17 protein-coding genes are annotated in these 19,643 nt (G+C 72.9%); 3 read left to right on the top strand and 14 right to left on the bottom strand.

Going from position 1 to position 19,643, the window contains the following annotated elements:
* Nucleotides 1-41 precede the first annotated feature (41 nt).
* From ACZ4FV_RS42790 to ACZ4FV_RS42755, 8 genes are all read right to left on the bottom strand, one after another.
* Nucleotides 42-836 (bottom strand): class I SAM-dependent methyltransferase, encoded by a 795-nt coding sequence (locus ACZ4FV_RS42790; protein ID WP_395871322.1) that lies wholly within the window; start codon nucleotides 834-836, stop codon nucleotides 42-44.
* Nucleotides 833-2,170: an MFS transporter gene (locus ACZ4FV_RS42785; RefSeq protein WP_395871325.1), complete on the bottom strand. Its 1,338-nt coding sequence runs from the start codon at nucleotides 2,168-2,170 to the stop codon at nucleotides 833-835. Before ACZ4FV_RS42785 ends, ACZ4FV_RS42790 begins: the two co-directional genes overlap by 4 nt.
* Nucleotides 2,167-3,219: a dipeptide epimerase gene (locus ACZ4FV_RS42780; protein ID WP_395871327.1), complete on the bottom strand. Its 1,053-nt coding sequence runs from the start codon at nucleotides 3,217-3,219 to the stop codon at nucleotides 2,167-2,169. Before ACZ4FV_RS42780 ends, ACZ4FV_RS42785 begins: the two co-directional genes overlap by 4 nt.
* A complete protein-coding gene (locus tag ACZ4FV_RS42775; protein ID WP_465326184.1) occupies nucleotides 3,216-4,385 on the bottom strand; it encodes a PLP-dependent cysteine synthase family protein in 1,170 nt (389 codons plus the stop codon). Before ACZ4FV_RS42775 ends, ACZ4FV_RS42780 begins: the two co-directional genes overlap by 4 nt.
* A complete protein-coding gene (locus tag ACZ4FV_RS42770; RefSeq protein WP_402232763.1) occupies nucleotides 4,382-5,212 on the bottom strand; it encodes a Rossmann-like domain-containing protein in 831 nt (276 codons plus the stop codon). Before ACZ4FV_RS42770 ends, ACZ4FV_RS42775 begins: the two co-directional genes overlap by 4 nt.
* Entirely contained in the window at nucleotides 5,209-6,522 is a 1,314-nt protein-coding gene (locus ACZ4FV_RS42765; RefSeq protein ID WP_402232761.1) for an ATP-grasp domain-containing protein, read from the bottom strand. Before ACZ4FV_RS42765 ends, ACZ4FV_RS42770 begins: the two co-directional genes overlap by 4 nt.
* A gap of 262 nt (nucleotides 6,523-6,784) precedes the next feature.
* Complete coding sequence (locus tag ACZ4FV_RS42760) at nucleotides 6,785-7,651, bottom strand: aminodeoxychorismate lyase (protein ID WP_395871333.1); 867 nt, start codon at nucleotides 7,649-7,651, stop codon at nucleotides 6,785-6,787.
* Complete coding sequence (locus tag ACZ4FV_RS42755; protein ID WP_465326204.1) at nucleotides 7,648-8,625, bottom strand: S66 peptidase family protein; 978 nt, start codon at nucleotides 8,623-8,625, stop codon at nucleotides 7,648-7,650. The genes ACZ4FV_RS42760 and ACZ4FV_RS42755 overlap by 4 nt, the downstream gene beginning before the upstream one ends.
* 1,130 nt (nucleotides 8,626-9,755) lie before the next feature.
* Between ACZ4FV_RS42755 and ACZ4FV_RS42750 the strand changes: the two genes are divergently transcribed.
* Together ACZ4FV_RS42750 and ACZ4FV_RS42745 are read left to right on the top strand one after the other, a co-directional pair.
* Entirely contained in the window at nucleotides 9,756-10,535 is a 780-nt protein-coding gene (locus ACZ4FV_RS42750; protein ID WP_465326180.1) for a hypothetical protein, read from the top strand.
* A 597-nt stretch (nucleotides 10,536-11,132) separates the two neighbouring features.
* The gene (locus ACZ4FV_RS42745; RefSeq protein ID WP_465326203.1) at nucleotides 11,133-11,906 is read left to right on the top strand and encodes an SAM-dependent methyltransferase; all 774 of its coding nucleotides are present in this window, start codon (nucleotides 11,133-11,135) and stop codon (nucleotides 11,904-11,906) included.
* Nucleotides 11,907-12,069: 163 nt separating this feature from the next.
* Here the strand turns inward: ACZ4FV_RS42745 and ACZ4FV_RS42740 are convergent, their stop codons facing one another.
* Nucleotides 12,070-12,405 carry a chaplin gene (locus ACZ4FV_RS42740; RefSeq protein WP_395871339.1) on the bottom strand — a complete coding sequence of 112 codons (336 nt, stop codon included), beginning with the start codon at nucleotides 12,403-12,405 and terminating at the stop codon, nucleotides 12,070-12,072.
* 245 nt (nucleotides 12,406-12,650) lie between these two features.
* On the opposite strand from ACZ4FV_RS42740, the gene ACZ4FV_RS42735 reads away from it, so the two are divergent.
* Entirely contained in the window at nucleotides 12,651-14,132 is a 1,482-nt protein-coding gene (locus ACZ4FV_RS42735; protein WP_465326178.1) for a multicopper oxidase family protein, read from the top strand.
* 99 nt (nucleotides 14,133-14,231) lie between these two features.
* Here ACZ4FV_RS42735 and ACZ4FV_RS42730 read toward each other — a convergent pair whose 3' ends face one another.
* From ACZ4FV_RS42730 to ACZ4FV_RS42710, 5 genes are all read right to left on the bottom strand, one after another.
* On the bottom strand, nucleotides 14,232-15,266 hold the full coding sequence (locus ACZ4FV_RS42730) for a right-handed parallel beta-helix repeat-containing protein (protein ID WP_395871343.1): 1,035 nt from the start codon (nucleotides 15,264-15,266) through the stop codon (nucleotides 14,232-14,234).
* Nucleotides 15,267-15,307: 41 nt separating this feature from the next.
* Nucleotides 15,308-16,699 (bottom strand): acetyl-CoA carboxylase biotin carboxylase subunit, encoded by a 1,392-nt coding sequence (locus ACZ4FV_RS42725; RefSeq protein WP_395871346.1) that lies wholly within the window; start codon nucleotides 16,697-16,699, stop codon nucleotides 15,308-15,310.
* A gap of 66 nt (nucleotides 16,700-16,765) precedes the next feature.
* Nucleotides 16,766-17,380, bottom strand: a complete 615-nt coding sequence (locus tag ACZ4FV_RS42720; RefSeq protein WP_395871348.1) for an acetyl-CoA carboxylase biotin carboxyl carrier protein — start codon at nucleotides 17,378-17,380, stop codon at nucleotides 16,766-16,768.
* Entirely contained in the window at nucleotides 17,377-19,086 is a 1,710-nt protein-coding gene (gene accD / locus ACZ4FV_RS42715) for an acetyl-CoA carboxylase, carboxyltransferase subunit beta (protein WP_402232749.1), read from the bottom strand. Before accD ends, ACZ4FV_RS42720 begins: the two co-directional genes overlap by 4 nt.
* Before the next feature lie 144 nt (nucleotides 19,087-19,230).
* A complete protein-coding gene (locus ACZ4FV_RS42710; RefSeq protein WP_395871352.1) occupies nucleotides 19,231-19,563 on the bottom strand; it encodes a TcmI family type II polyketide cyclase in 333 nt (110 codons plus the stop codon).
* Between the last annotated feature and the right edge of the window lie 80 nt (nucleotides 19,564-19,643).

Raw genomic sequence — 19,643 nt, 5'->3', positions numbered from 1 at the left:
TGATGGTAATGGGGGATGGTGGTGGGGCTTGTGCCGGTGCGTCAGTCGAGCCGGCGGGCGACCACGTGCAGGCGGTCCGAGTCGGCGCTGTCCGCCGGTGGCGCGCCCTCGGTCCACGGCGGGTCGGTGCGCGGCCCCGGGCGGTCGTACAGGGCGAGCACCTCGAACCCGGCGACCGTGAGGAAGTACCGCAGTTCCTGCGGGAACAGCAGTCGCCACGCGGAGTACTGCGCGCGGGGCGGGGTGCCCCGGTCCGAGGTCCACACCCGGCGTCGGCGCAGCAGTTGCGCCGCGTGGTCGACCCACAGCGTGGTGTGCGAGGTGTGGGTGACGCCGTCGTGGACGACGGTGTCCACGCGGGGTGTCGCCGGCTGTCGGGCACCGTCCGCGCCGCGCAGGAAGTAGGCGCCGTTGCGCAGTTCGGCGATCAGCAGGCCCCCCGGCGCCAGATGTCGCCGGGACCGGTCCAGGAACGCGGTCAGTTCCGCGTTGTCGTGGCAGTACAGCAGAGCGCTGTCCAGGCAGACGACGGCGTCGAAGGTGCGGCCGAGGTCGAAGTCGCGCATGTCGGCGAGGCGGTAGTCGGGGCCGGGGTGCCGACCGCGGGCGTGGTCGAGCATCGCCGCCGAGGTGTCGATGCCGACCACCTCGCGCGCCGCGTGGTGGTGCAGCCAGGCCGCGTCCCGCCCGGTGCCGCAGCCGACGTCGAGCACGCGCGGCCCTGCCCCGTGGCGGCGCAGCGTCTCCTCGGTCCAGCGGGCGGCGACCCGGTCCGGATCGGGGAAGCGTCGTTCGTAGAGTTCCGGCGTGTCGGTGAGGAGGTTGCGGGTGCTCATCGCGGCTCGCTCTCGGCCCGGGGGCGGTCGCCGACGGGCGCGGTGGTGGGCTCCTCGGCGGCGCCCGCGGGCGGGGTCGCCGGCCCCTCGGCGGCGATGGTGGGCGGTGTGGGCAGCGCGCCCCTGCGGCGCAGCCAGGCGACCGCGAGGGCCGAGCCCAGCCCGAGCAACACGCAGCACACCCACGGCAACCACGCGCGGTCGGTGCGCGCGCCGCTGTCCATCGCCCACCCGATCCCGGCGTTGCCCACGGCGGCGGCGATCCCGGACGCCCCGTAGAACAGCCCGAAGCCGGTCCCGGTCAGCCCCTCGCGGCCGAACGCGGGAATGAGTTCGAGCACGAACGGTTGGGCGATCATCACTCCGACGTGCAGCAGCAGCGCGCCCGCGAGCAGCGGCAGCAGGCGCAGTACCGCGTCCGCGGTCCCGTCCGGTCCGGTGCCGCCGGCCACCAGGATCGGCGGGAGGAAGGCCAGGCCCATCAGCGCGGTCCCGGCGGCGATCCAGCGGGCCCGGTCGCCGCGCGCCTGTAGGTAACGGGTGATCCGCAGTTGCAGGAGCAGATTGACCGCGGTGCCGATCACGAAGAGCAGTCCGACCGCGCTCTCGCGCCCGGTGGCGTGCCGCACACCGTCCGGGAGCAGCAGGTACAACTGCGTCTGCAGGCCGTACATCCCGGCCATCGCGATCGAGAACGCCACGAACGCGCGGTTGCCCAGGACTTCGCGCCAGTCGGAGGCCACCGATCCCTGTGGCGCGGGGACCGGCCGGGCGGGCAGAACGGCGGCCTGGGCGAGGGTGAGTACGGCGAACAGCGCCGCCGCGGTGAGCGCCGCGGTGGTGAAGTTCACCAGGAGCAGCAGGCTGCCCAGCAGCGGGCCGAGCAGCGCGCCGGTGGTGGCGAACACGTTGAACAGGGCGAACGCCTCCGCCTTGCGTTCGCCCGCCTCCTGCGCCAGATAGGTGCGTACGGCGGGGTTGAACAAGGCCCCGGCGAGGCCGCTGAGCACGGCCGCCGCGATCAGGATCGGCAGGCCGTCGCCGAGCGCGAACAACGCGAATCCCACGGTGCGCAGCGCGCATCCGGCGATGATCACCCCGCGTGCGCCGAGTCGATCGGCCGCGGAGCCGCCGAGCACGAACAGGCCCTGTTGGCTGAGGTTGCGGACGCCCAGCACGATGCCGACCACGGCCGCCGATTGCCCCAGGTCGTCGGTGAGATGGGTGGCGAGGTAGGGGATCAGCAGGTAGAAGCCGGTGTTCACGCCGAGTTGGTTGACCAGGAGCAGGCGCACCGCGAGCGGAAAGCTCGCCACCGCGCGCAGGGTCCTCATCGGCGCTCCCGGGCGGGCGCGGGTCGCACGCCCAGGCCGGCGGCATCGGGGGCGCGTACGGTGCCGTCGAGGCCGCCGATCCCGGTCCACGGGTCGTGCGCCAGCAGCAGGTGGCCGTCCAGGTCGACCCAGCGGGCCCGGTCCAGGATCTGCACGGCCGGCGCCAGACCGAGCGAACTGCCGGTCAGGCAGCCGAACATGATCTCGGTGCCGCTTCCGCGCAGCGCCTCGACCAGGCGCAGCGCGGCGCGGGCGCCGCCGCATTCGGCGAGTTTCAGGTTGACCCCGGGAACCCGGCCGGCCAGCCGCAGGACGTCCTCGGGGGTGACCGCGTCCTCGTCGGCGATCACCGGGATCGGCGCATGCCGGGCGATCCGGGCGAGCAGGTCGGGTCGGCCGGGTGCGACGGGTTGTTCCACGGCCTCGACGCCGAGCGCGGCGAAGCGCGGGAGCAGGTCCAGGGTGCGGGCCTCGGTCCAGCCGCCGTTGGGGTCGAGCAGCAGCCGGGCGTGCGGGGCCGCGGCCCGCACGGCGGCGACCCGGTCAAGGTCGTGGACGGGGTCGGGCGAGCCGGCCTTGATCTTCAGGACGGTGAAGCCGAGCGCGGCCAGTCGGCCCGCCTGGGTCGCGGCGTACTCGGGCTCGACGATGCCGATGGTGCGGGCGGTCGCGGCGGCGGGCGCCCGGTCGGCGCCGAGCATTCGGTGGACGGGTCGATCGGCACGCTTGCCGACGAGATCCCACAGGGCCGCGTCCAGGGCCGCCAGGACACCGGCGGGCAGGCCGTCGGGAGCGGCGGTGTCCAGGAGCGCCGAGGCGCTCTCGGGTTCGGCGAAGCGGGCCAGCCACGGCCGGGCCACGCTCTCCAGCGCCGCCACGATGGTGCTCGCCGACAGGCCGAGTCGCGGGCTGCCGAGCGCCTCGCCACTGCCGTACTCGCCCTCGTGTTCGATCGTCACCCACACCGCGTCGCGACTCGCCGTCACCGAGCGCGATATGCGCAGCGGTTCGGCCAGTTCCAGATGCGCGGTGCGCCACGTGAGCCTCATGCCGTTCCTCGGGTCGCGGTCTCGGGTGCGGGCGCGGACATCGGCGCGCGCGGGGTCGGCGGCGCGGGTGTGCGCCGGGATGGTCGCGGATCGTCGACCCTGCGGCAGCGGGCCCAGCCGGCCACCTCGACGGCGCGCGGGTGCAGGATCTCCACCGGATGGGTGGGGACGACGGCATGGTCCAGGCCGTGGGTGCGGCAGAAGTCGTCGTCGTAGACGGTGCCGAGGTAGCGGTGCGGCCCGTCCGGGAAGACGCCGACCACGGTCGCGCCCCGGTGTACCCGGGCCGCCCAGGCGGCGACCAGGGCGACCGCCCCGGTGCTCCAGCCGCCGCTGACGAAGCTGCCTCGGGCCAGCCTGCGGCAGGTGTCCACGGCGGCGGCCGGGCCGACCCAGTGCACCTCGTCGAACGCGTGGTGGGCGACGTTGCGCGGATGGATGCTGCTGCCCAGTCCGCGCATCAGCCGAGGACGCGCGGGTTGCCCGAAGATGGTCGAGCCGACCGAGTCGACGCCGATCACGGTCAGCGCGGGCCAGCGCCGACGCAGCGGTCCGATCAGCCCGGCGCTGTGTCCGCCGGTGCCCACGCTGCACACGAGCACGTCCACGTGCTCCAGGCCGTCGACCAGTTCGGCCGCCATCGAGGCGTACCCCGAGGGGTTGTCGGGGTTGTTGTACTGGTCGGGCCAATAGGCGTCGGGCGTGCCGCGCAGGATCTCGTGCACCCGGGCCAGCCGGGCCGCCTGCCAGCCGCCGGTGCTCGCGGGTCGATCCACCACCTCCAGCGCGGCGCCGTGGGCCCGCAGCAACTGCCGCATGGACGGTTCGAGTTCACCGTCGCAGACGAGCCGTACCGGATGGCCCAGGGCCTGGCCGGCGAAGGCGAGTCCGACGCCCAGCGTGCCCGAGGTGGACTCGACCACCAGCGCGCCGGGGCGCAGTTCGCCGCGCCGCCGGGCGCCGCGCAGCATCGACACGGCGGCGCGCGCCTTCATCCCGCCCGCGCTGAGGTATTCGAGCTTGGCCCAGAAGCCGGGTTGCGGACAGGGCAGCGCGGTGCCGATCCGGACGAGCGGCGTACGGCCGAGCAGCGCCAGCAGGTCGGGGTTCGCGACGACCGCCTCGGCCGGACCGGGCGCGGGACGCGGTGCGGGAACGGTGTTCACGAGGCGCCCTCGCCGTACCGGTGCACGATTCCCGGGCCGCCGTCCAGCCAGAAGAACGGGTACGGCTCGGCGCACACCGCGCTCACCCCGGCGCCGAGGAACAGCGGCAGCACCGCGCTGCCGGTCTGGGCGAACATCACCAGCGGCTTGCCGGTGCTCGCGGCATGCGCGCGCAGCGGCTCGAAGGTTCCGTTGCCCAGCGTCATCCCCGATGCCAGGATCGCGTCGCAGTAGGCCAGTTCCGCGTTCGCGTCGCGGCGGATCGGCTCGCCCCACTCGGTCGTGTCGCCCTTGAGGTCGCACGGTACGCAGCGCAGGCCGAGCGCGCGCAGCCGCTCCAGGAGCGAGTTGACCACGCCCACCACCAGGACCGTGGCCGGCCGCTCCACCGGCAGCAGTTCCACCACCGCGTGGGCCCGGGCCCGCGACTTCTCCAACGAGGTGCCGGCGGGCAACGGGTGGGGACGGGCGCCGTGTTCGGCGGCGTGCGGACGGCAGCGCATCAGGTAGGCGTCCAGCGCGGCGATCCGGACCGGTGTGAGCGGGTGGGCCAGGAGTTCGGCCACGCTCGCCCCCACGCAGTCGTCGATCGTGTCGGCGGGCAGCGTGCCGGGTTCGGCCGCGCACGAGCCGACCGCCGCGCCCAGTCGCAGGCTGAGCACTTCGTTGCGATAGCCGCCGGAGCGCTCGGCGTGCCGAACCGCCTGGATGGTGCGGAACGCGGTGCTCACCCGCTCCCCGGCCGGGTCGGGTCCGTACCGGCCGGCGGCGACCCGGGCGAACAACTCGTCCAACGTGCGCACGGGTCGGGACCGGGGCGCGCTCATCCGGACACCACCGTCGGGTCCGCGTAGCGCGGACGCAGTCGGGACAGCAGCCACTCGGCCGACTCGCGCGCGGCGCCGCCTTCGGTGTCGGCGGTCATCACATGGCCCAGGTAGTCGTTGTTGCTGGTCGCGGCACGCACCGCGCGGCCCGGTTCGGTCAGGGTCAGTTCGACCACGTCGGGTCGGTGCCGGACCGCGTCCGCGCCGTCGATGCCCACGAGCGTGCCCTCGCCGCCCGCGGGCAGGTCCCGCTCGTTCGGCAGCAGCAGGCCGATCGCCGCGCTGCGCATCCCGGTCGGGCGTTCGGCGAGGTCGGGTCGCCGGCCGAGGGCGACGTCCACGCACGCCGCGACCAGGTCGACGCCGGTGACGTGCCGGACCAGTTCGGTGATGCGGTTGCCCGCCGGTCGCGGATTGACCTCCACCACACGCGGGCCGTCCGGGGTCAGCTTGATCTCGGTGTGCGCGACCACGTGGTCCAGGCCGAGCGCCTCGACGGCGCGCACGGCGGTGTCCGCGGCGGCCCGGGCCAGGTCCGGGTCCACCGCCGCCGGGAACATGTGCCCGGTCTCGACGAACCACGGCGCGCCGCCCAGGCTCTTGTCGGTGACACCGACCACGTGGGTGTGCCCGTCGAAGGTGACGGTCTCGACGCTCACCTCGGGGCCGGTGAGGAACTCCTCGACCAGCACGACGGGCACGCGTTCCTGTCCGCGCGCGTTCACCGGGAAGTCGACCGACGCCCGGTGGGCGTGCGCCGCCTCGGCGTCGTCGTGCACCTTGCGCACCAGCATTCCGGCGCACAGGTCCACCGGCTTGACCACCACCGGATAGCCGATCTCCCGGGCGGCGGCCCGGGTTTGCTCCCGCTCCCGACACAACGCGAAGCGCGGGCCGGGCACGCCCGCCTCGGCCAGCCGCATCCGGGTCAGGTCCTTGCGACAGGCCGCCTCGACCGCGACCGGGTCGGGGGCCGGCAGACCCAGCCGAGCGGCGATCCGGGCGGTGCCGGGCAGGTAGTAATCGCACGCGGACACCACCCCGTCGAAGCCGAACACCTCGTGCAGCCGCTCCGCCAGGGACGGCAGTTCGGCCGTGTCGTTGGTCTCGGCGGTGACGATGTTGCGCGCGGACAGCAGCGGATGGGGGGCACCGTCGGCCCCGGGGCGCGCTCCGTTCGGCGTCGAGCGCAGGTAGTGGTGCAGGTCTCGGGTCAGGAAGGTGAACTCGTGCCCGCCCTCGTGGATCGCTCTGGGCAGCAGCCTGCTCATCGCCCCGACCCAGCTTTCGACAACCAGCAGATGACCCACCGAACTCCCTCTCCGACTGCGGCGACGGCTCTCTCGCAGAGCGTCGACCCGCCGCACCGTATCGGGAATGGTTTTCATTATCAATGCTTGACTAATGAAAGTCGTTTTCAGTTATGGTGGTCATCGAGCCGCGCCGGGACAGCCCGGAACCACCCCGAAACGCCCGCAACAGCCCGGCGCCGCCCGCGTCGGGCAGGGGCGGAGCACGCACGGGCAGAGCAGGCGAGGGAGGGGCCGGACCGAATCGGCCCGGGCGGCCCCGTCAGCCGGCCCGCACCAGTTCGGCGATCTCGTCGTGCCGCGCGCACGGCGGACACGGCACGCCGTCGATGGCGGTCACCCGGGCGGCGAGCCGGACGCTGGAGATCAGCCACACGCCGTCCCCGGCGCGCAGATCGGCCACCGACAATCGCGCGAAGCCGCACTCCCATCCGGCGCCCGCCGCCGCATCGAACAACCGACGCAGCGTGATACTCGGCAGGATGCCCAGGTCGAGCGCCGGCGTCAGCAGCCTGCGTCCCTTCGCCATCAGCACCGCCGCCGTCGGCGCCTCCAGGACCGCGCCGTCCTCGGTCAGGAAGATCGCGTCCTCCGCGTCGTGCGCACGGGCCCACCGCCCGGCGGCCATGTTGACCGCGTACGACAACGTCTTGGCCCCGGCCAACAACCACGGCGCCCGCGCGGGCGGGGCGGTGACGACGCCCCGGGTCAGGGTCACCGTGCGCACCCCTTCGGCACGCGCCCGCCGGGTGCTCGCCGGGATCGGGTCGACCAACACGTAGCCGGTCTCCGGACCGCCGCCCTCCGGTCCCCGAGTCAGCACCAGCCGCGCGTAGCACTCGCCCACCGCGCCGTGCCGCTCGATCGCGACAGCCAGGCAGTGCCGCCACGCGTCGTCGGCCGGCGCCGCCAACCCGAGCGCGGCGGCCGAGTCGGCCAGTCGGGCCAGGTGTTCGTCCAGGTGCCTGGGTCGACCGTCGAGCACCGACAACGCCTCGAAGACGCCGTCCCCGCGCAGCGCCCCCAAGTCGTCGGCCCGCAGCGCCGGTCGGGCGCGGTCGGCGACGGTTCCGTCGAGGCGTACCAGCGTCCCCGGGTCGGGGGCGGGCGGCTCCGGCGCGGCGGTCACCGCAACGCCGCCGAAGTGAGCGTCAGCGTGCCCGCGTCCGCGTCCAGGTCCGCCTCGACGCCCAGGGGCATCGTGAGTTGGCGCGGACCGTGGCCGAAGTCCAGCCCCGCCAGCACCGGAACGCCCAGCGGCGCCAATCGATCGCGCAGCACGGCCTCGATCTGCTCGATCGGCCCGCAGCCCACCCAACTCCCGGTCGCGATCCCGGCCACTCCCGCGAACCATCCCGAGCGCAGCAGTTGGGTGAGCAACCGATCGATGCGATAGGGCTGTTCCCCGATGTCCTCGAACAGCACGATCGCGCCGCCGGCGGGCGACGACTCCGGGCATCCCAGCGAGCCGGCCACCAGGCTCAGCGTGCCACCCGTGGTGACCCCGCGGGCACGACCGGCCACCAGGGAGCGGGCGTCCGCGGAGCCCAATTCCACCGCGTCCTCCGGGCTGAACAAGGTCGCGCGCAGGTGGGCGAGGGTGGTCGCGTCGGGCGGTACGCCGTCCACCGCGCCGAATCCGGCGGTGGCGGGCATCGGCCCGAACAGGGTGACCACCCCCAACCGGGCGGCGAACGCGGCGTGCAGGGAGGTGACATCACTGGATCCCAGGAGGACCTTCGGCTCCACCGCCGCCATCGACTCCCAACACAGCAGGTCGAGTATCCGTGCGGCACCATAGCCACCGCGCGCGCAGATGATCGCGTTTATATCGGGATCCAGCCACGCGTCCTCCAGGTCGCGCGCCCGATCCCTGTCGGTGCCGGCGAGGTACCCCGGCCCCTGCCCGTCGAGGACGTGCGCGCCCGGCACCACCTCCAGCCCCAGGTCGGCCAGTACCGCGCACCCGGCGCGCAACCGTTCGGCCTCGACCGGACCGGCCGGGCACACCACCGCGACCCGGTCGCCCGGCCGCAGCCGACGCGGTCGACGCAACGCCTGCCCGCCGGGCGACAACGGATCAGGCTCGACCAGCCGCGTCACCACGAACCCCGCCCTCGGTCGGAATCGGCCGGCGGCGCCGGTCGCCGCGCCGCAGCGACCACCTCCGACAACCAAGGCGGCGTCCCGGGTCGGGCCGCGCGCGAGGCGCCCCGGTCATGGTTCGCCGGGTCGTGGTTCGCCGGGTCATGGCCCGTCCGGTCGTGGGTCGTCCGTTCAGCCTTCATGCCTCGCATCATGCCCAGCGTGACCGGGGCAACCAGCCCGCGTTCATCTCATCGAGTGAACGGCCACCGCGCCCGGAGGGTCCGGCTCGGGACAGCGCGGGCACCCGCCGGGCCCGCCTCACCCTCGCGGCATGCGAATCCTCGGCGGCTCGTGGTTCCTCGGCCTGCCGTCGCCGAACAGGCCCGGGTCCGCGCCCGGGACGTGACCGTCTTCCGGCGCGGCACCGGCGACCCACCGACCGGCGCCTACACCGGCACCGACCCGACGGCCGGCACCGCGCGGCTGATCCGGGGCGACCGTCGGCGACGCACGCGACCCGGCGACTCCGTCCGCCGCAGGGCCGTGGGACGTGGTGATCGACACATCCGGGTACGTGCCGGCCGATGTGCGCGCCGTCGCGACGGCATCGACACATCCGGGTACGTGCCGGCCGATGTGCGCGCCGTCGCGACGGCGCCGCGGCCGGTCGTCGCCCGGGGCGGTGGTCGTCTCCACCGTCAACGTCCGACCGTCGCCGGATCCGGCCGGCATACATTCCCGACACCTGTAACGCCCGCCGGACCGTTACCGGCTCGGCGGCGGAACCGACCCGGGTCGACGAGCGGTTCCCGCACCGCGCGCCCTGATCGGAACCGCCACCCGTCGAGATCGCTCGCCGACGGCGTACGCGCATCCGCCCCGGCCGCTGCGGAAGTCGCCGAATCCATCGGGACACACGTCGCCGCGGCCCCGGAAAAACCCGTCAACGAAGCCGGCTTCCCTACACCATCGAGGGCCTGAGTTCATCACACTTGGATACCGCCGCCCCATGGAAACGGGTTTCGGTGGATCATGGGCGCAGTGCGGGTGGGAAGTCCCCACCCGCCGGAAGGGTACATGGCCGCCCCGACAACGGGTCGCGTTCGCCCTTCCAGCGTCCCAGTGGCATGAGAAGGAGTCGCCGGATGGTCGCATCGTCTGTGGACGAACTGCGGATTTCTTTGGAAAAGGAGGCTAGTGAACTGGCCGGGCAGCGAGACCGGCTCCGCGATGAACTGGCAAATGTGGAACGGCAGTTGGCGGCCCGGCTGAGCGCGGTGGAGCACCTCGCGCTGATCCGCCCGCTGGTGCCGCTGCCCCGAGCCGAGGCCGAACCGGTCGCACCGGTCGAGGTCGCTCCGGTCGAGGCCGAGCCCGTCGCGGAGGCGCCGGTCGAGGTCGCTCCGGTCGAGGAAACCCCGGCCGAGGAGGCTCCGGTCGAGGAGGCGCCGGCGGAGGAAGTCGTCGCGGAGGAACCGCCGGCTCCGGCTCCGGCCACACGTCGCAAGCGCAAGACGGTTCCGGCAACGAAGGAAAAGACGCGGATACAGGCCGCGTCGGCGCGCAAGGCCCCCGCGGCCAAGCCTGCCACCAAGCCCGCCGCCAAGAAGAAGACCACCCGCGCGAAGGCGGCTCCGGCCAAGGCGGCCAAGTCGGTCGCAGCGGTCGAGCCGGTCGCGCCGGTCGAGCCGGTCGCGCCCGAACCTGCGGCGGCTCGCCCGGTCCGCTCCCACCTGCGCGACGAGATCGCCGCGTTGTTGGAAGGCACCGGCGAACCCATGAACGTCCGTCAGCTCACCGAGGCTCTGGGTGAGACCGCCACCAAGAGCCGCATGGAGAGCGTGCGTACGTCCACGGAGGGTCTGGTCAAGGCCGGTCGCGCGATCAAGGCCGGTCGCGGCCTGTTCGCCGGCCCCGGCGCCTGAATCACCTCCGGGAACCCCCGGATTCACCGACCACCGCCGGCCCGACACCGCCCCCCGGGGCATCGTCGGGCCGGCGGTGGTCCTCGGACCGACTATGCCCGTTCCGACAGGCTCACACGTGGCCTCGACCGGACGCACCAGGTCCGACGTGCAAGGGCTCCTCCGCCGACCTGGCCACCGCCGTCGCCCACATGCGGAACATGCGCGGCCCCGCGGTGGAACTCATGCGGATCCGCTTGCCCGTCCAGCAGCACCTACCCGAACCCCGCACCTACGGGCCGGAGTTCCGTTACACCATGAATAGAGCCTGACCTCCGCGACCCGACCCGACCGAACCGGCTCGGCGGCGCCCTTGCCGCTCCACGACGGACGCCGCCGACCCGGCGCGTCCCGACGACCCCTGCCCCACCCGGACGGCACGCGTCCGGTGTCGCCGCTCGGAAAGTTTGCCCAACGTGATGGAACGTTCACCGGGATGCCTGCCGGCCCGGCGTACGGGCCCCTAGATTGGCCTGGACCACCCCACACGGCATCCGGAGATGAGAGTTCGTGGCCGAGTCCATACTCGACGCAGAATCGGCTTTACCAGAGCGGAAGATCGACACCGAGGTGGCACACACCGCCCGCGTGTGGAACTACTGGCTGGGCGGCAAGGACAACTACCCCGTGGACCGCGAGACCGGCGATCAGATCGCCGCGATCCACCCGGGAACGCGCGACTACGCCCTCGCCGACCGGCAGTTCCTGGGCCGAGCGATCCGCCATCTGGCCAAGGATCTGGGCATCCGTCAGTTCCTCGACATCGGCACCGGACTGCCGACCGCCGGGAACACCCACGAGATAGCCCAGGCCGTGGCTCCGGAATCGCGGATCGTGTACGTCGACAACGATCCGCTGGTCCTCGTGCACGCCCGGGCCCTGCTCACCAGCAGCCCGGAGGGGGCGACCCGCTATATCGACGCCGACCTGCGCGACGTCGACGAGATCCTGGCCCGCGCCGCCAAGACGCTGGACTTCGACCAGCCCATCGCACTCGTCCTGCTCGGCGTGATCATCTTCGTCAACGACGACGACGAGGCGTACGAAACAGTCATTCGACTGCTGGACGCGCTTCCCTCAGGCAGCCACCTCGCGCTGTCGCACACGGTGACCAGTCCGCCGGCACCGCCGGACGTGGACGACGCGGTGGCGTTCTGGAACGCGCACGGCACGCCCAAACTCAAGCAGCGTTCTCCCGAGGGCATCGAACGCTTCTTCGACGGCCTGGAGTTGCTGGAACCCGGCGTCGTCTCCTGCTCCCGGTGGCGGCCCGATGCGGGCGACAAGACCCCGGATGTGGCCATGTACGGCGCGGTGGGACGCAAGCCGTAGTTGCCGCGAACACACCGGCCATGTGCCGGCGAGAACCTGCCGGACCGTCGAGGAGGGTGTCGATCGGTCCGGCTGGGCGGCCCCTCGGATCCGTCCGTATCGGAGGGGCCGCCGGTGCAGCGGTGTCGAGCGCTATCGCCGGAGGACGAGCCGCGCCGACGCGTCAGCCCTGGTGGCCGCCGCCGTGCTGCGGGGCCTGGTGCTGGGCGTGCTCACCCTCGTGGCCACCATTGTCGTGACCACCATTGTCGTGGTCGCCGTCGATGTTCGCGCAGACGTTCCCGATCGTCGGGTTGAAGAAGCCGAGCAGGTTGACGCTGTTGCCGCAGAGGTTGATCGGCACGTGGATCGGCAGCTGGACGTTGTTGCCGGACAGCACGCCCGGCGAGCCGACGGCCGCACCCTTGGCCTCGGAGCCGGCGTTGGCGACGCCCGCGCCCGACACGACGAGCGCGGTGATGCCGACGGCCACGGCCGCGGTCTTCTTGAACGTGTTCATGTGATCTCCGTTTCGGATGGCGCCGCGGGTGGCGCGACGTCCGGTGCAACGACGCGAATCCCGCCCGGGCAACTGCTGATTCCCGGGTTTCACCCAGGTGGCGGCACCCGCCCGGACGCACCGGGTGCCGAGTCCGACCGGCGTGTTCGACGCGGCCGGCGCGGGGTACTCACCGCCGGACCACGCCGATCCCGCCGGCGGGCGAAGCCTCATCGCGAGCCGACTCCAGGAAGCAGGGCCGCATCGTGCCTGTCCCGTCCCACCCGACCCGCCGCGCCCTGCTGTTCGGCGCGGTGGGCAGCGTCGCCCTGCTCGGTGCCGGCACCCGGGGGCCGCTGCGCACCGGCACCGCGCCGCGACCCGTGATCCCCGTCGCCGACACCGCCGTGCCGCTCGACGCGGCGCCGGTCACCGTCGATCTGGGCTCGCGTACCGTGCGCACGTGGGCGTACGGCGACCGGGCGCCCGGCCCGGAGATCCGGGTCACCGCGGGTGGCACGGTCTCCGCGCGGTTGCGCAACGGCCTGCCGCAGGAGACCACGGTGCACTGGCACGGCGTGCGGATCGATCCGGCGATGGACGGCGCCCCGGGACTCAGCCAGGTCCCGGTCGCGTCCGGCGACACCTTCGACTACCGCTTCACCGCGCCCGATCCCGGCACGTTCTTCTACCACTCGCACGTGGGCACCCAACTCGACCGCGGGATGTACGGGGTGCTCGTGGTCGAGGACCCGGCCGAACCGCTCGGCTACGACGCGGAGTGGACGGTCGTCCTCGACGACTGGCTCGACGGCACCGGCACCGACCCGGACACCGAACTGGGCACGATCCGCGACACGCCCCGGCCCGCACGCACCCTGCGGAGCAGGCTGCTGGGCGGGACGGCGGGTCACGTCGACTACCCGCACTACCTGATCAACGGCCGCACACCACAGGCCCCCGAGGTGTTCACCGACAGCCCCGGTCGGCGGATCAGGCTGCGGTTGGTCAACGCCGGGGCGGACACCGCGTTCCGGGTCGGGTTGGGCGATCACCGGCTGACCGTCACCCACACCGACGGATTCCCGGTGCTGCCGGTCACCGTGGACGCGCTGCTGATCGGGATGGGCGAGCGATACGACGTGCTGGTGACCCTGGCCGACGGGGTGTTCCCGCTGGTGGCCGAGGCCGAGGGCAAGGACGCCCGGGCGTTCGCGGTGGTGCGTACCTCGGGCGGGGACGCCCCCGATCCCTCGGTCTCGGTACGCGAGTTGGATCGCCGCCTGCTCACCCTCGCCGACCTGGTCGCCGACCCGTCGGTGGACCCGGGCGACGCACCCGCCCGCGCGGTGGATCTCGTGCTGGGCCGCGGCAGGAACGGGACGGGTTGGACGCTCGGGACGGCCGCCGCGCGGGACGTGACGCCGCTGCGGGTACCGGTCTCCGTCGGCGAGCGGGTCCGACTGTCCTTCACCAACGCGACGCGCATGTGGCATCCGGTCCACCTGCACGGGCACACCTTCCAGGTGCGCGGCGAAGAGGGTCGGGGCCCGCGCAAGGACACCGTGATCGTGCGTCCGAGGGAACGGGTGACGGTGGACGTGCTCGCCGAGAACCCGGGCGAGTGGATGTTGCACTGCCACAACCTGTACCACAGCGAGCTGGGCATGATGGCGACCCTGGGCTACGGCGACACCCCACCCGCCGCTCCCGATTCGTCCATGGGGGGCATGTCGGGGACGGGCTGATTCCGGCAGCCACCAAGTCCCCTCCCGGCGCCGGGAGTGCGAACGGTCGAACCCGGCGCCGCCACCGAGTCCGGTGCCGACGCCGGGCATCGCGTCCGGTCAGCAGTGCCCTTCCGGCTCCGAGCGGCCACACACGTTCGCGGTGAACGTGTTGACCGCCTTGCCGTCCCGGTTCGCCAGGTCGGCCGGCTCGTTGCGCAACACCTCGTTGTCCTGGATCACGTTGTTCGTGGTCGGGTCGCCGGAGAAGCTGGGCACCATCACGATGCCACCGGACATCGGCGACTCGCCCCGGTTGTCCCGGACCTGATTGTCCGTCACCCGGGTCTCCTGGGCACCGGTGAGCACGATGCCCGAGCCCTGGATGTGCGCGATCCTGGAATTCCCCTCGCAGTACTTGTTGTTCTCGTCGATCCGGTTACGGCGGATCGCCAGCGACCCGGCGACCGGCTTCGTCTCGTCGCCGACCACGAACACCCCGGCGCAGTTGCCGGTCAGCTCGTTGTACTCGATCACCAACTCGCGCCCGCGCCTGATCAGCACGCCGAGCCGGTTGCCCGACGCGTGGTTGCGGGCGATGCTCGCGCCCAGGGCGTCGGCGGTGTCGGCCAGGAACAGTCCCGCCTGGGTGTTGTCGTTCGTGGTGTTGTCGATGAACACGCCGCGGGTGGAGTTCTCCTGGCCGATCCCGTGCTCGCCGTTGTCGTGCGCGAACACCCGGCGCACCCGCATGCCTTCGGTGGCGTTGCCCATCACCCCGGTCTTGCCGAAGCCGGTGACCGCCAACGACTGGATCCGCACCTCGGACACCGGATCCTCGGCCGTGCCGAACACACAGATGCCGTGGCCGGCCGCCGCGCACGCGTTCGCCGTCGACTCGCCGGGCGTGATCACCGTACGCTCGCCCGCGCCGCGGATCGTCAAGCCGTCCGTGCCGATCAGCACACTGCCGGGATAGGTGCCGGCCAACACCTGGATGGTGTCCCCCGGCGCGGCCGCGTCCACCGCCGCCTGGATCGATTCGCCGGGATGGACCACGTGCCGGGTGTCCGCGTGCGCGACCGGTGCCAGGACCGAGCCCAGCACGGTCAGGGCGGTGACGCCGGCGAGGGGAAGCAGCCGTTGTACGTGCATGAGCGCTGATCTGCCTTCGTGGGAGAGGGATGGGAAACGGTTCAGGAAACGGGTACGGGCGGCCGAGCCGGGGCGGTCTCGGCGACATCGGAGGTCATCGTTTCGACGAGCCCCGTGGTGTGCTCGCCCGCGCGGAACACGGGGTGGCCGAGCAGCCGGCGCAGGAAGTCCAGGGTGGTGTGCACGCCGCCGCCGGCAACTCGGAATTCGCTCAACGCCCGCTCGGCGCGCGCGATGGCCCGTTCCCGGTCCGGCGCCCAGACGATCGCCTTGGCGAGCAGCGAGTCGTAATCGGGCCCCACCGTCCAGCCCGGGTACGCGTGCGTGTCGATCCGCACGCACGGCCCGCCGGGCGGCACGAACTCGGTGAGCCGACCGGGGGTCGGCGCGAACCCGCGGGTGGGGTCCTCGGCATTGATCCGGCACTCGATCGCCACCCCGCGCGGCACCACCTCCTCCTGACCGAACGTCAGCGGCGCGCCGGCGGCGATGGTGAGTTGCTCGCGCACGATGTCGACGCCGGTGACCATCTCGGTCACCGGATGCTCCACCTGGATCCGGCAGTTGATCTCCAGCAGGTGGAAATGGTGTGCGGGGGTGACCACGAACTCGAAGGTTCCGGCGCCCACATAGCCGACGGCGGACGCGCCGCGCAGCGCCGCCGCGCACATCGCGTCGCGCACCTCGGCCGGCAGGTGCGGGGCCGGGGACTCCTCGACCAGCTTCTGGTGCCGCCGCTGCACCGAGCAGTCCCGCTCGCCCAGGTGCACCGCGCCGCCGTGCCGGTCGCACAACACCTGGACCTCGACATGCCGGGCGTCGTCGATGTACCGCTCCAGGTATAGCCGTTCGTCACCGAACACGGCCCGCGCACGGGCGCGGGTGTCCTGGTACGCCCAGGCCAGTTCGTCCGGGTCGCGCACCACGCTCATGCCGCGACCGCCGCCGCCCGCGACCGCCTTGAGGATCACCGGGTAGCCGATCCGGGCGGCGACCTCGGCGGCCTCGACCGGCGACGTCAACGCGCCGTCGCTGCCCGGCAATACCGGCAGACCCGCCGCGGCCATCACCGCGCGCGCCTCGCTCTTGTCGCCCAGGCGCTGCATGACCTGCGGGGGCGGCCCGATGAAGGTGATCCCGTGCGCCTCGCAGATCTCGGCGAAGTCGGGGTCCTCGGACAGGAATCCGTACCCCGGGTGGATCGCCTCCGCGCCGGTGCGTCGGGCCGCCTCGATGATCGCCGGCATGTTGAGGTAGCTGGATCGGGCGGGTGGCGGGCCGATGTGCACGGCCTCGTCGGCGAAGCGCACCACGGCGGAATCGCGGTCGGCGGTCGAGTACACGGCCACGGTGCGGATGCCGAGTTCGCGGCAGGTGCGGGCCACCCGCAGGGCGATTTCCCCCCGGTTGGCGATGAGCACGGTCGAGAACACGTGGACCACCTCGGTCGATGTCGGCGCTGGGTGTTCGGACCGCGACGGCCCGGACTGGGACTCGCGTCAGGGGGTGTGGTCGGAACCGCCCGCGTGATCGGCGCTCCCGTCCGGGCCCACCGCGCGCGGTTCGATCGCGATCAGCGGTTGCTGGTACTCCACCGGGTGCGCGTCCGGCACCATCACCTCCACCACCCGCCCGGACACGTCGGCGGTGATGGTGTTCATCATCTTCATGATCTCCAGGATGCCCACCGTCTGACCGGGCCGGACGGTGTCGCCGACGCTGACGAAGGGCTTCGCGCCCACCTCGGGGGCGTGGTAGAACGTGCCGACCATCGGCGCGCAGACGAACCGCCGTCCGCCGTCCGGCTCGACCCGCTCCTCGACGGGCGCCGCGGCGACGGGGGCACCGGACGCCGTGTGCGCCGCGCCGCCCGTCGCGGCCGGTTCGGGCCACTCGATCTCGAGGGTGGTGTCGCCACAGCGCAACCGGATCAAGCGCGGCGGCACCGAGCCGGTGCGCACCTGCCGCGGCTCGTCGCCCGAGACCCGCGGGGGTGACTGTGGGTGCGGCTGCGCGGGGTTCAGCGGCTTGACCCACCGTTCGTCCGCGTAGCCGGCGTGGTTGTTGAGGTGCTCGCCGTCGCGCGCTTCGGGGGATCCGGGGGGTGGGGTCATGACGCACTTCCTTCGGCACGGGTATCCGGCGTGACGCCGAAGCTCCGGAATCGCTCGCCGCGTTCGCGCAGGAGCCGGGTCTTGTCCAGCGCGAGCAGTTCCTCGACGACGGGGATCAGCGCCGCGCGCAGCAGCGCGGCGGCCCGGCCGGGGTCGGTGTGCGCGCCGCCGGGGGGTTCGGGCACGATGCGGTCGACCACACCCAGGCGCAGCAGTTCACGGGGACGCATGCGCAGCGCGGCCGCCGCGGCGGGTGCGGCCGAGGGATCCTTCCACAGGATGGCCGCGCAGCCCTCGGGGCTGATCACCGAGTAGACGCCGTGCTCGCCGATCAGCACCCGATCGGCGACGGCCAGGGCGAGCGCGCCGCCGCTGCCGCCCTCGCCGGTGATCACGGTGACGATCGGGGTGGGCAGCCGGGCCATCAGGCGCAGGTTCTCCGCGATGGCGACCGCCTGTCCGTCCCGTTCGGCGTCCGGCCCGGGGTTGGCCCCGGGCGTGTCCACCAGGGTGATCACCGGCAGGCCCAGCTTGGCGGCGAGTCGCATCAGCCGGGCGGCCTTGCGGAAGCCCGCCGGGGTGGCCATGCCGAATTTGCGGTGTTGGCGTTCGGCGAGGTTGTCGCCGCCCTTTTGGTGTCCGATCAGCATCACCGCCAGGCCGTCGAGCCGGCCGATGCCGCCGACCACGGCGGGACAGTCGGCGCCGATCCGGTCGCCGTGCAATTCGTGGAAGTCGTCCAGCAGGCGGCTCGCGTAGTCGAGCGTTGTGGGGCGGGCCGGGTGCCGGGCCAGCCGGACGGCCTCCCAGGGGTCGCCCTCGTCCGACGCGTGCGCCGAGGACTCGGGCGGGGCGGGTGTCTCGGCGGGCACGTCGTGGGGACGCTCCTCGCGAGGCTCGTCCAAGGCGAGGAACTGCCGGATGCTCGCGCGCAGCGCCGGTCGCGGCACGATCACGTCGACCATGCCGTGCTCCAGCAGGAACTCGGCGGTCTGGAAGCCGGTGGGCAGCCGTTCGCCGATGGTGTGTTCGATCACCCGGGGGCCGGCGAAGCCGAGCCGAGCGCCGGGTTCGATCAGGATGACGTCGGCGAGCGTGGCGAAGGACGCGGCCACGCCGCCGTAGGTGGGGTCGGTGATCAGCGACAACACCAGGACGCCGGCCTCGTGCAGTTCGGCCAGGGCGGACGCGGTCTTGGCCATCTGCATCAGTGAGAGCACGCCCTCCTGCATGCGGGCGCCGCCCGAGGCGGTGACCAGCAGCAGGGGGGTACGGGTGCGCAGGCTCTCGTCGGCGGCCTCGGTGACCAGCGCGCCCACGGCGCAGCCCAGACTGCCGCCCATGAAGCGGAAGTCCATCGCGGCCACCACGACCGGCCGGCCGTGGATGGTGCCGCGCGCGCACAGCACCGCCTCGTCCATCCCGGTCTCGGCACGGGCCTCGGCCAGTCGTTCCGAGTAGGGGCGCGAGTCCACGAAGCCCAGCGGGTCGGGTGGGGTGGGGCCGACCGTCAGCGGTGTCTCGGAACCGGGGTCGAGGAGTTGGTCCAGGCGTTGACGCGCCGTCAGCCGGGCGTGGTCACCGCAGTCGGGGCACACCCGCAGGTCCCGGGTGAAGCGTTTGCCGTATACGAGTTCGGCGCAGCGCCCGCACTTGACCCAGTCGGGTCGGGTACGGACGGCGGGCCCGAGGTCGGTCTCGATCATGGGGGCAGGTCCTTGGACGGAGGGGCCTTGGACGAGGGGGCCGTGCAGCGCGGGGCCTTGGACGCAAGGGCTGCGGGGCGACAGGGGCCCGCGGCAGGCGGGCTCCGGGACCGGGAGTTCGAGTACGGGCCCCGGGTCGCGGCGCTACTCGGTCGTGCTGCGCTCCCAGCGGTAGAACTCGCGGGCCATCGCGTCCTGCGGCGACCGCCAGGTCTCCGGGTCGTACGCGTTCACGTGCATGGCCAGTCGTTCGCTGATGTCGCGGAACTGCGGATGTCCGGTGACCTTGGCCACCGCGGGCCCGGGCGGGCGGTCGGCCTCGATCAGATGCAGGTACAGGTCGCCGAATTGGAACAGGCTGCGCCCGGTGACGCCCACGAGGTGCGGGAGTTCGCCGGTGTCGGAGTTGGCGAAGATGTCCGCGATCCGGGTTGCCGAGTCGGGCTTCATCCGGGCCACGATCAGGGTGCGGTGCATGTCGACGGCGGTGGCGCGGGTGCGGGCGGAGCGGATTCCGCCCATGGCGTCGAGCGCCTGCGACCAGACGGCGCAGGCGT

The organism is Embleya sp. NPDC025285, assembly GCF_055558835.1.
Note: the sequence above shows the minus strand (reverse complement) of the source record. Positions and strands in the feature narration are given on the sequence as shown.

What these genes read in the sequence shown, in the direction of transcription:
- ACZ4FV_RS42720 (WP_395871348.1), bottom strand. Translation starts at nt 17,380, where the DNA reads ATGACCCCACCCCCCGGATCCCCCGAAGCGCGCGACGGCGAGCACCTC.
- accD (WP_402232749.1), bottom strand. Translation starts at nt 19,086, where the DNA reads ATGATCGAGACCGACCTCGGGCCCGCCGTCCGTACCCGACCCGACTGG.
- ACZ4FV_RS42790 (WP_395871322.1), bottom strand. Translation starts at nt 836, where the DNA reads ATGAGCACCCGCAACCTCCTCACCGACACGCCGGAACTCTACGAACGA.
- ACZ4FV_RS42750 (WP_465326180.1), top strand. Translation starts at nt 9,756, where the DNA reads ATGGTCGCATCGTCTGTGGACGAACTGCGGATTTCTTTGGAAAAGGAG.
- ACZ4FV_RS42780 (WP_395871327.1), bottom strand. Translation starts at nt 3,219, where the DNA reads ATGAGGCTCACGTGGCGCACCGCGCATCTGGAACTGGCCGAACCGCTG.
- ACZ4FV_RS42730 (WP_395871343.1), bottom strand. Translation starts at nt 15,266, where the DNA reads ATGCACGTACAACGGCTGCTTCCCCTCGCCGGCGTCACCGCCCTGACC.
- ACZ4FV_RS42785 (WP_395871325.1), bottom strand. Translation starts at nt 2,170, where the DNA reads ATGAGGACCCTGCGCGCGGTGGCGAGCTTTCCGCTCGCGGTGCGCCTG.
- ACZ4FV_RS42710 (WP_395871352.1), bottom strand. Translation starts at nt 19,563, where the DNA reads ATGCACCGCACCCTGATCGTGGCCCGGATGAAGCCCGACTCGGCAACC.
- ACZ4FV_RS42770 (WP_402232763.1), bottom strand. Translation starts at nt 5,212, where the DNA reads ATGAGCGCGCCCCGGTCCCGACCCGTGCGCACGTTGGACGAGTTGTTC.
- ACZ4FV_RS42740 (WP_395871339.1), bottom strand. Translation starts at nt 12,405, where the DNA reads ATGAACACGTTCAAGAAGACCGCGGCCGTGGCCGTCGGCATCACCGCG.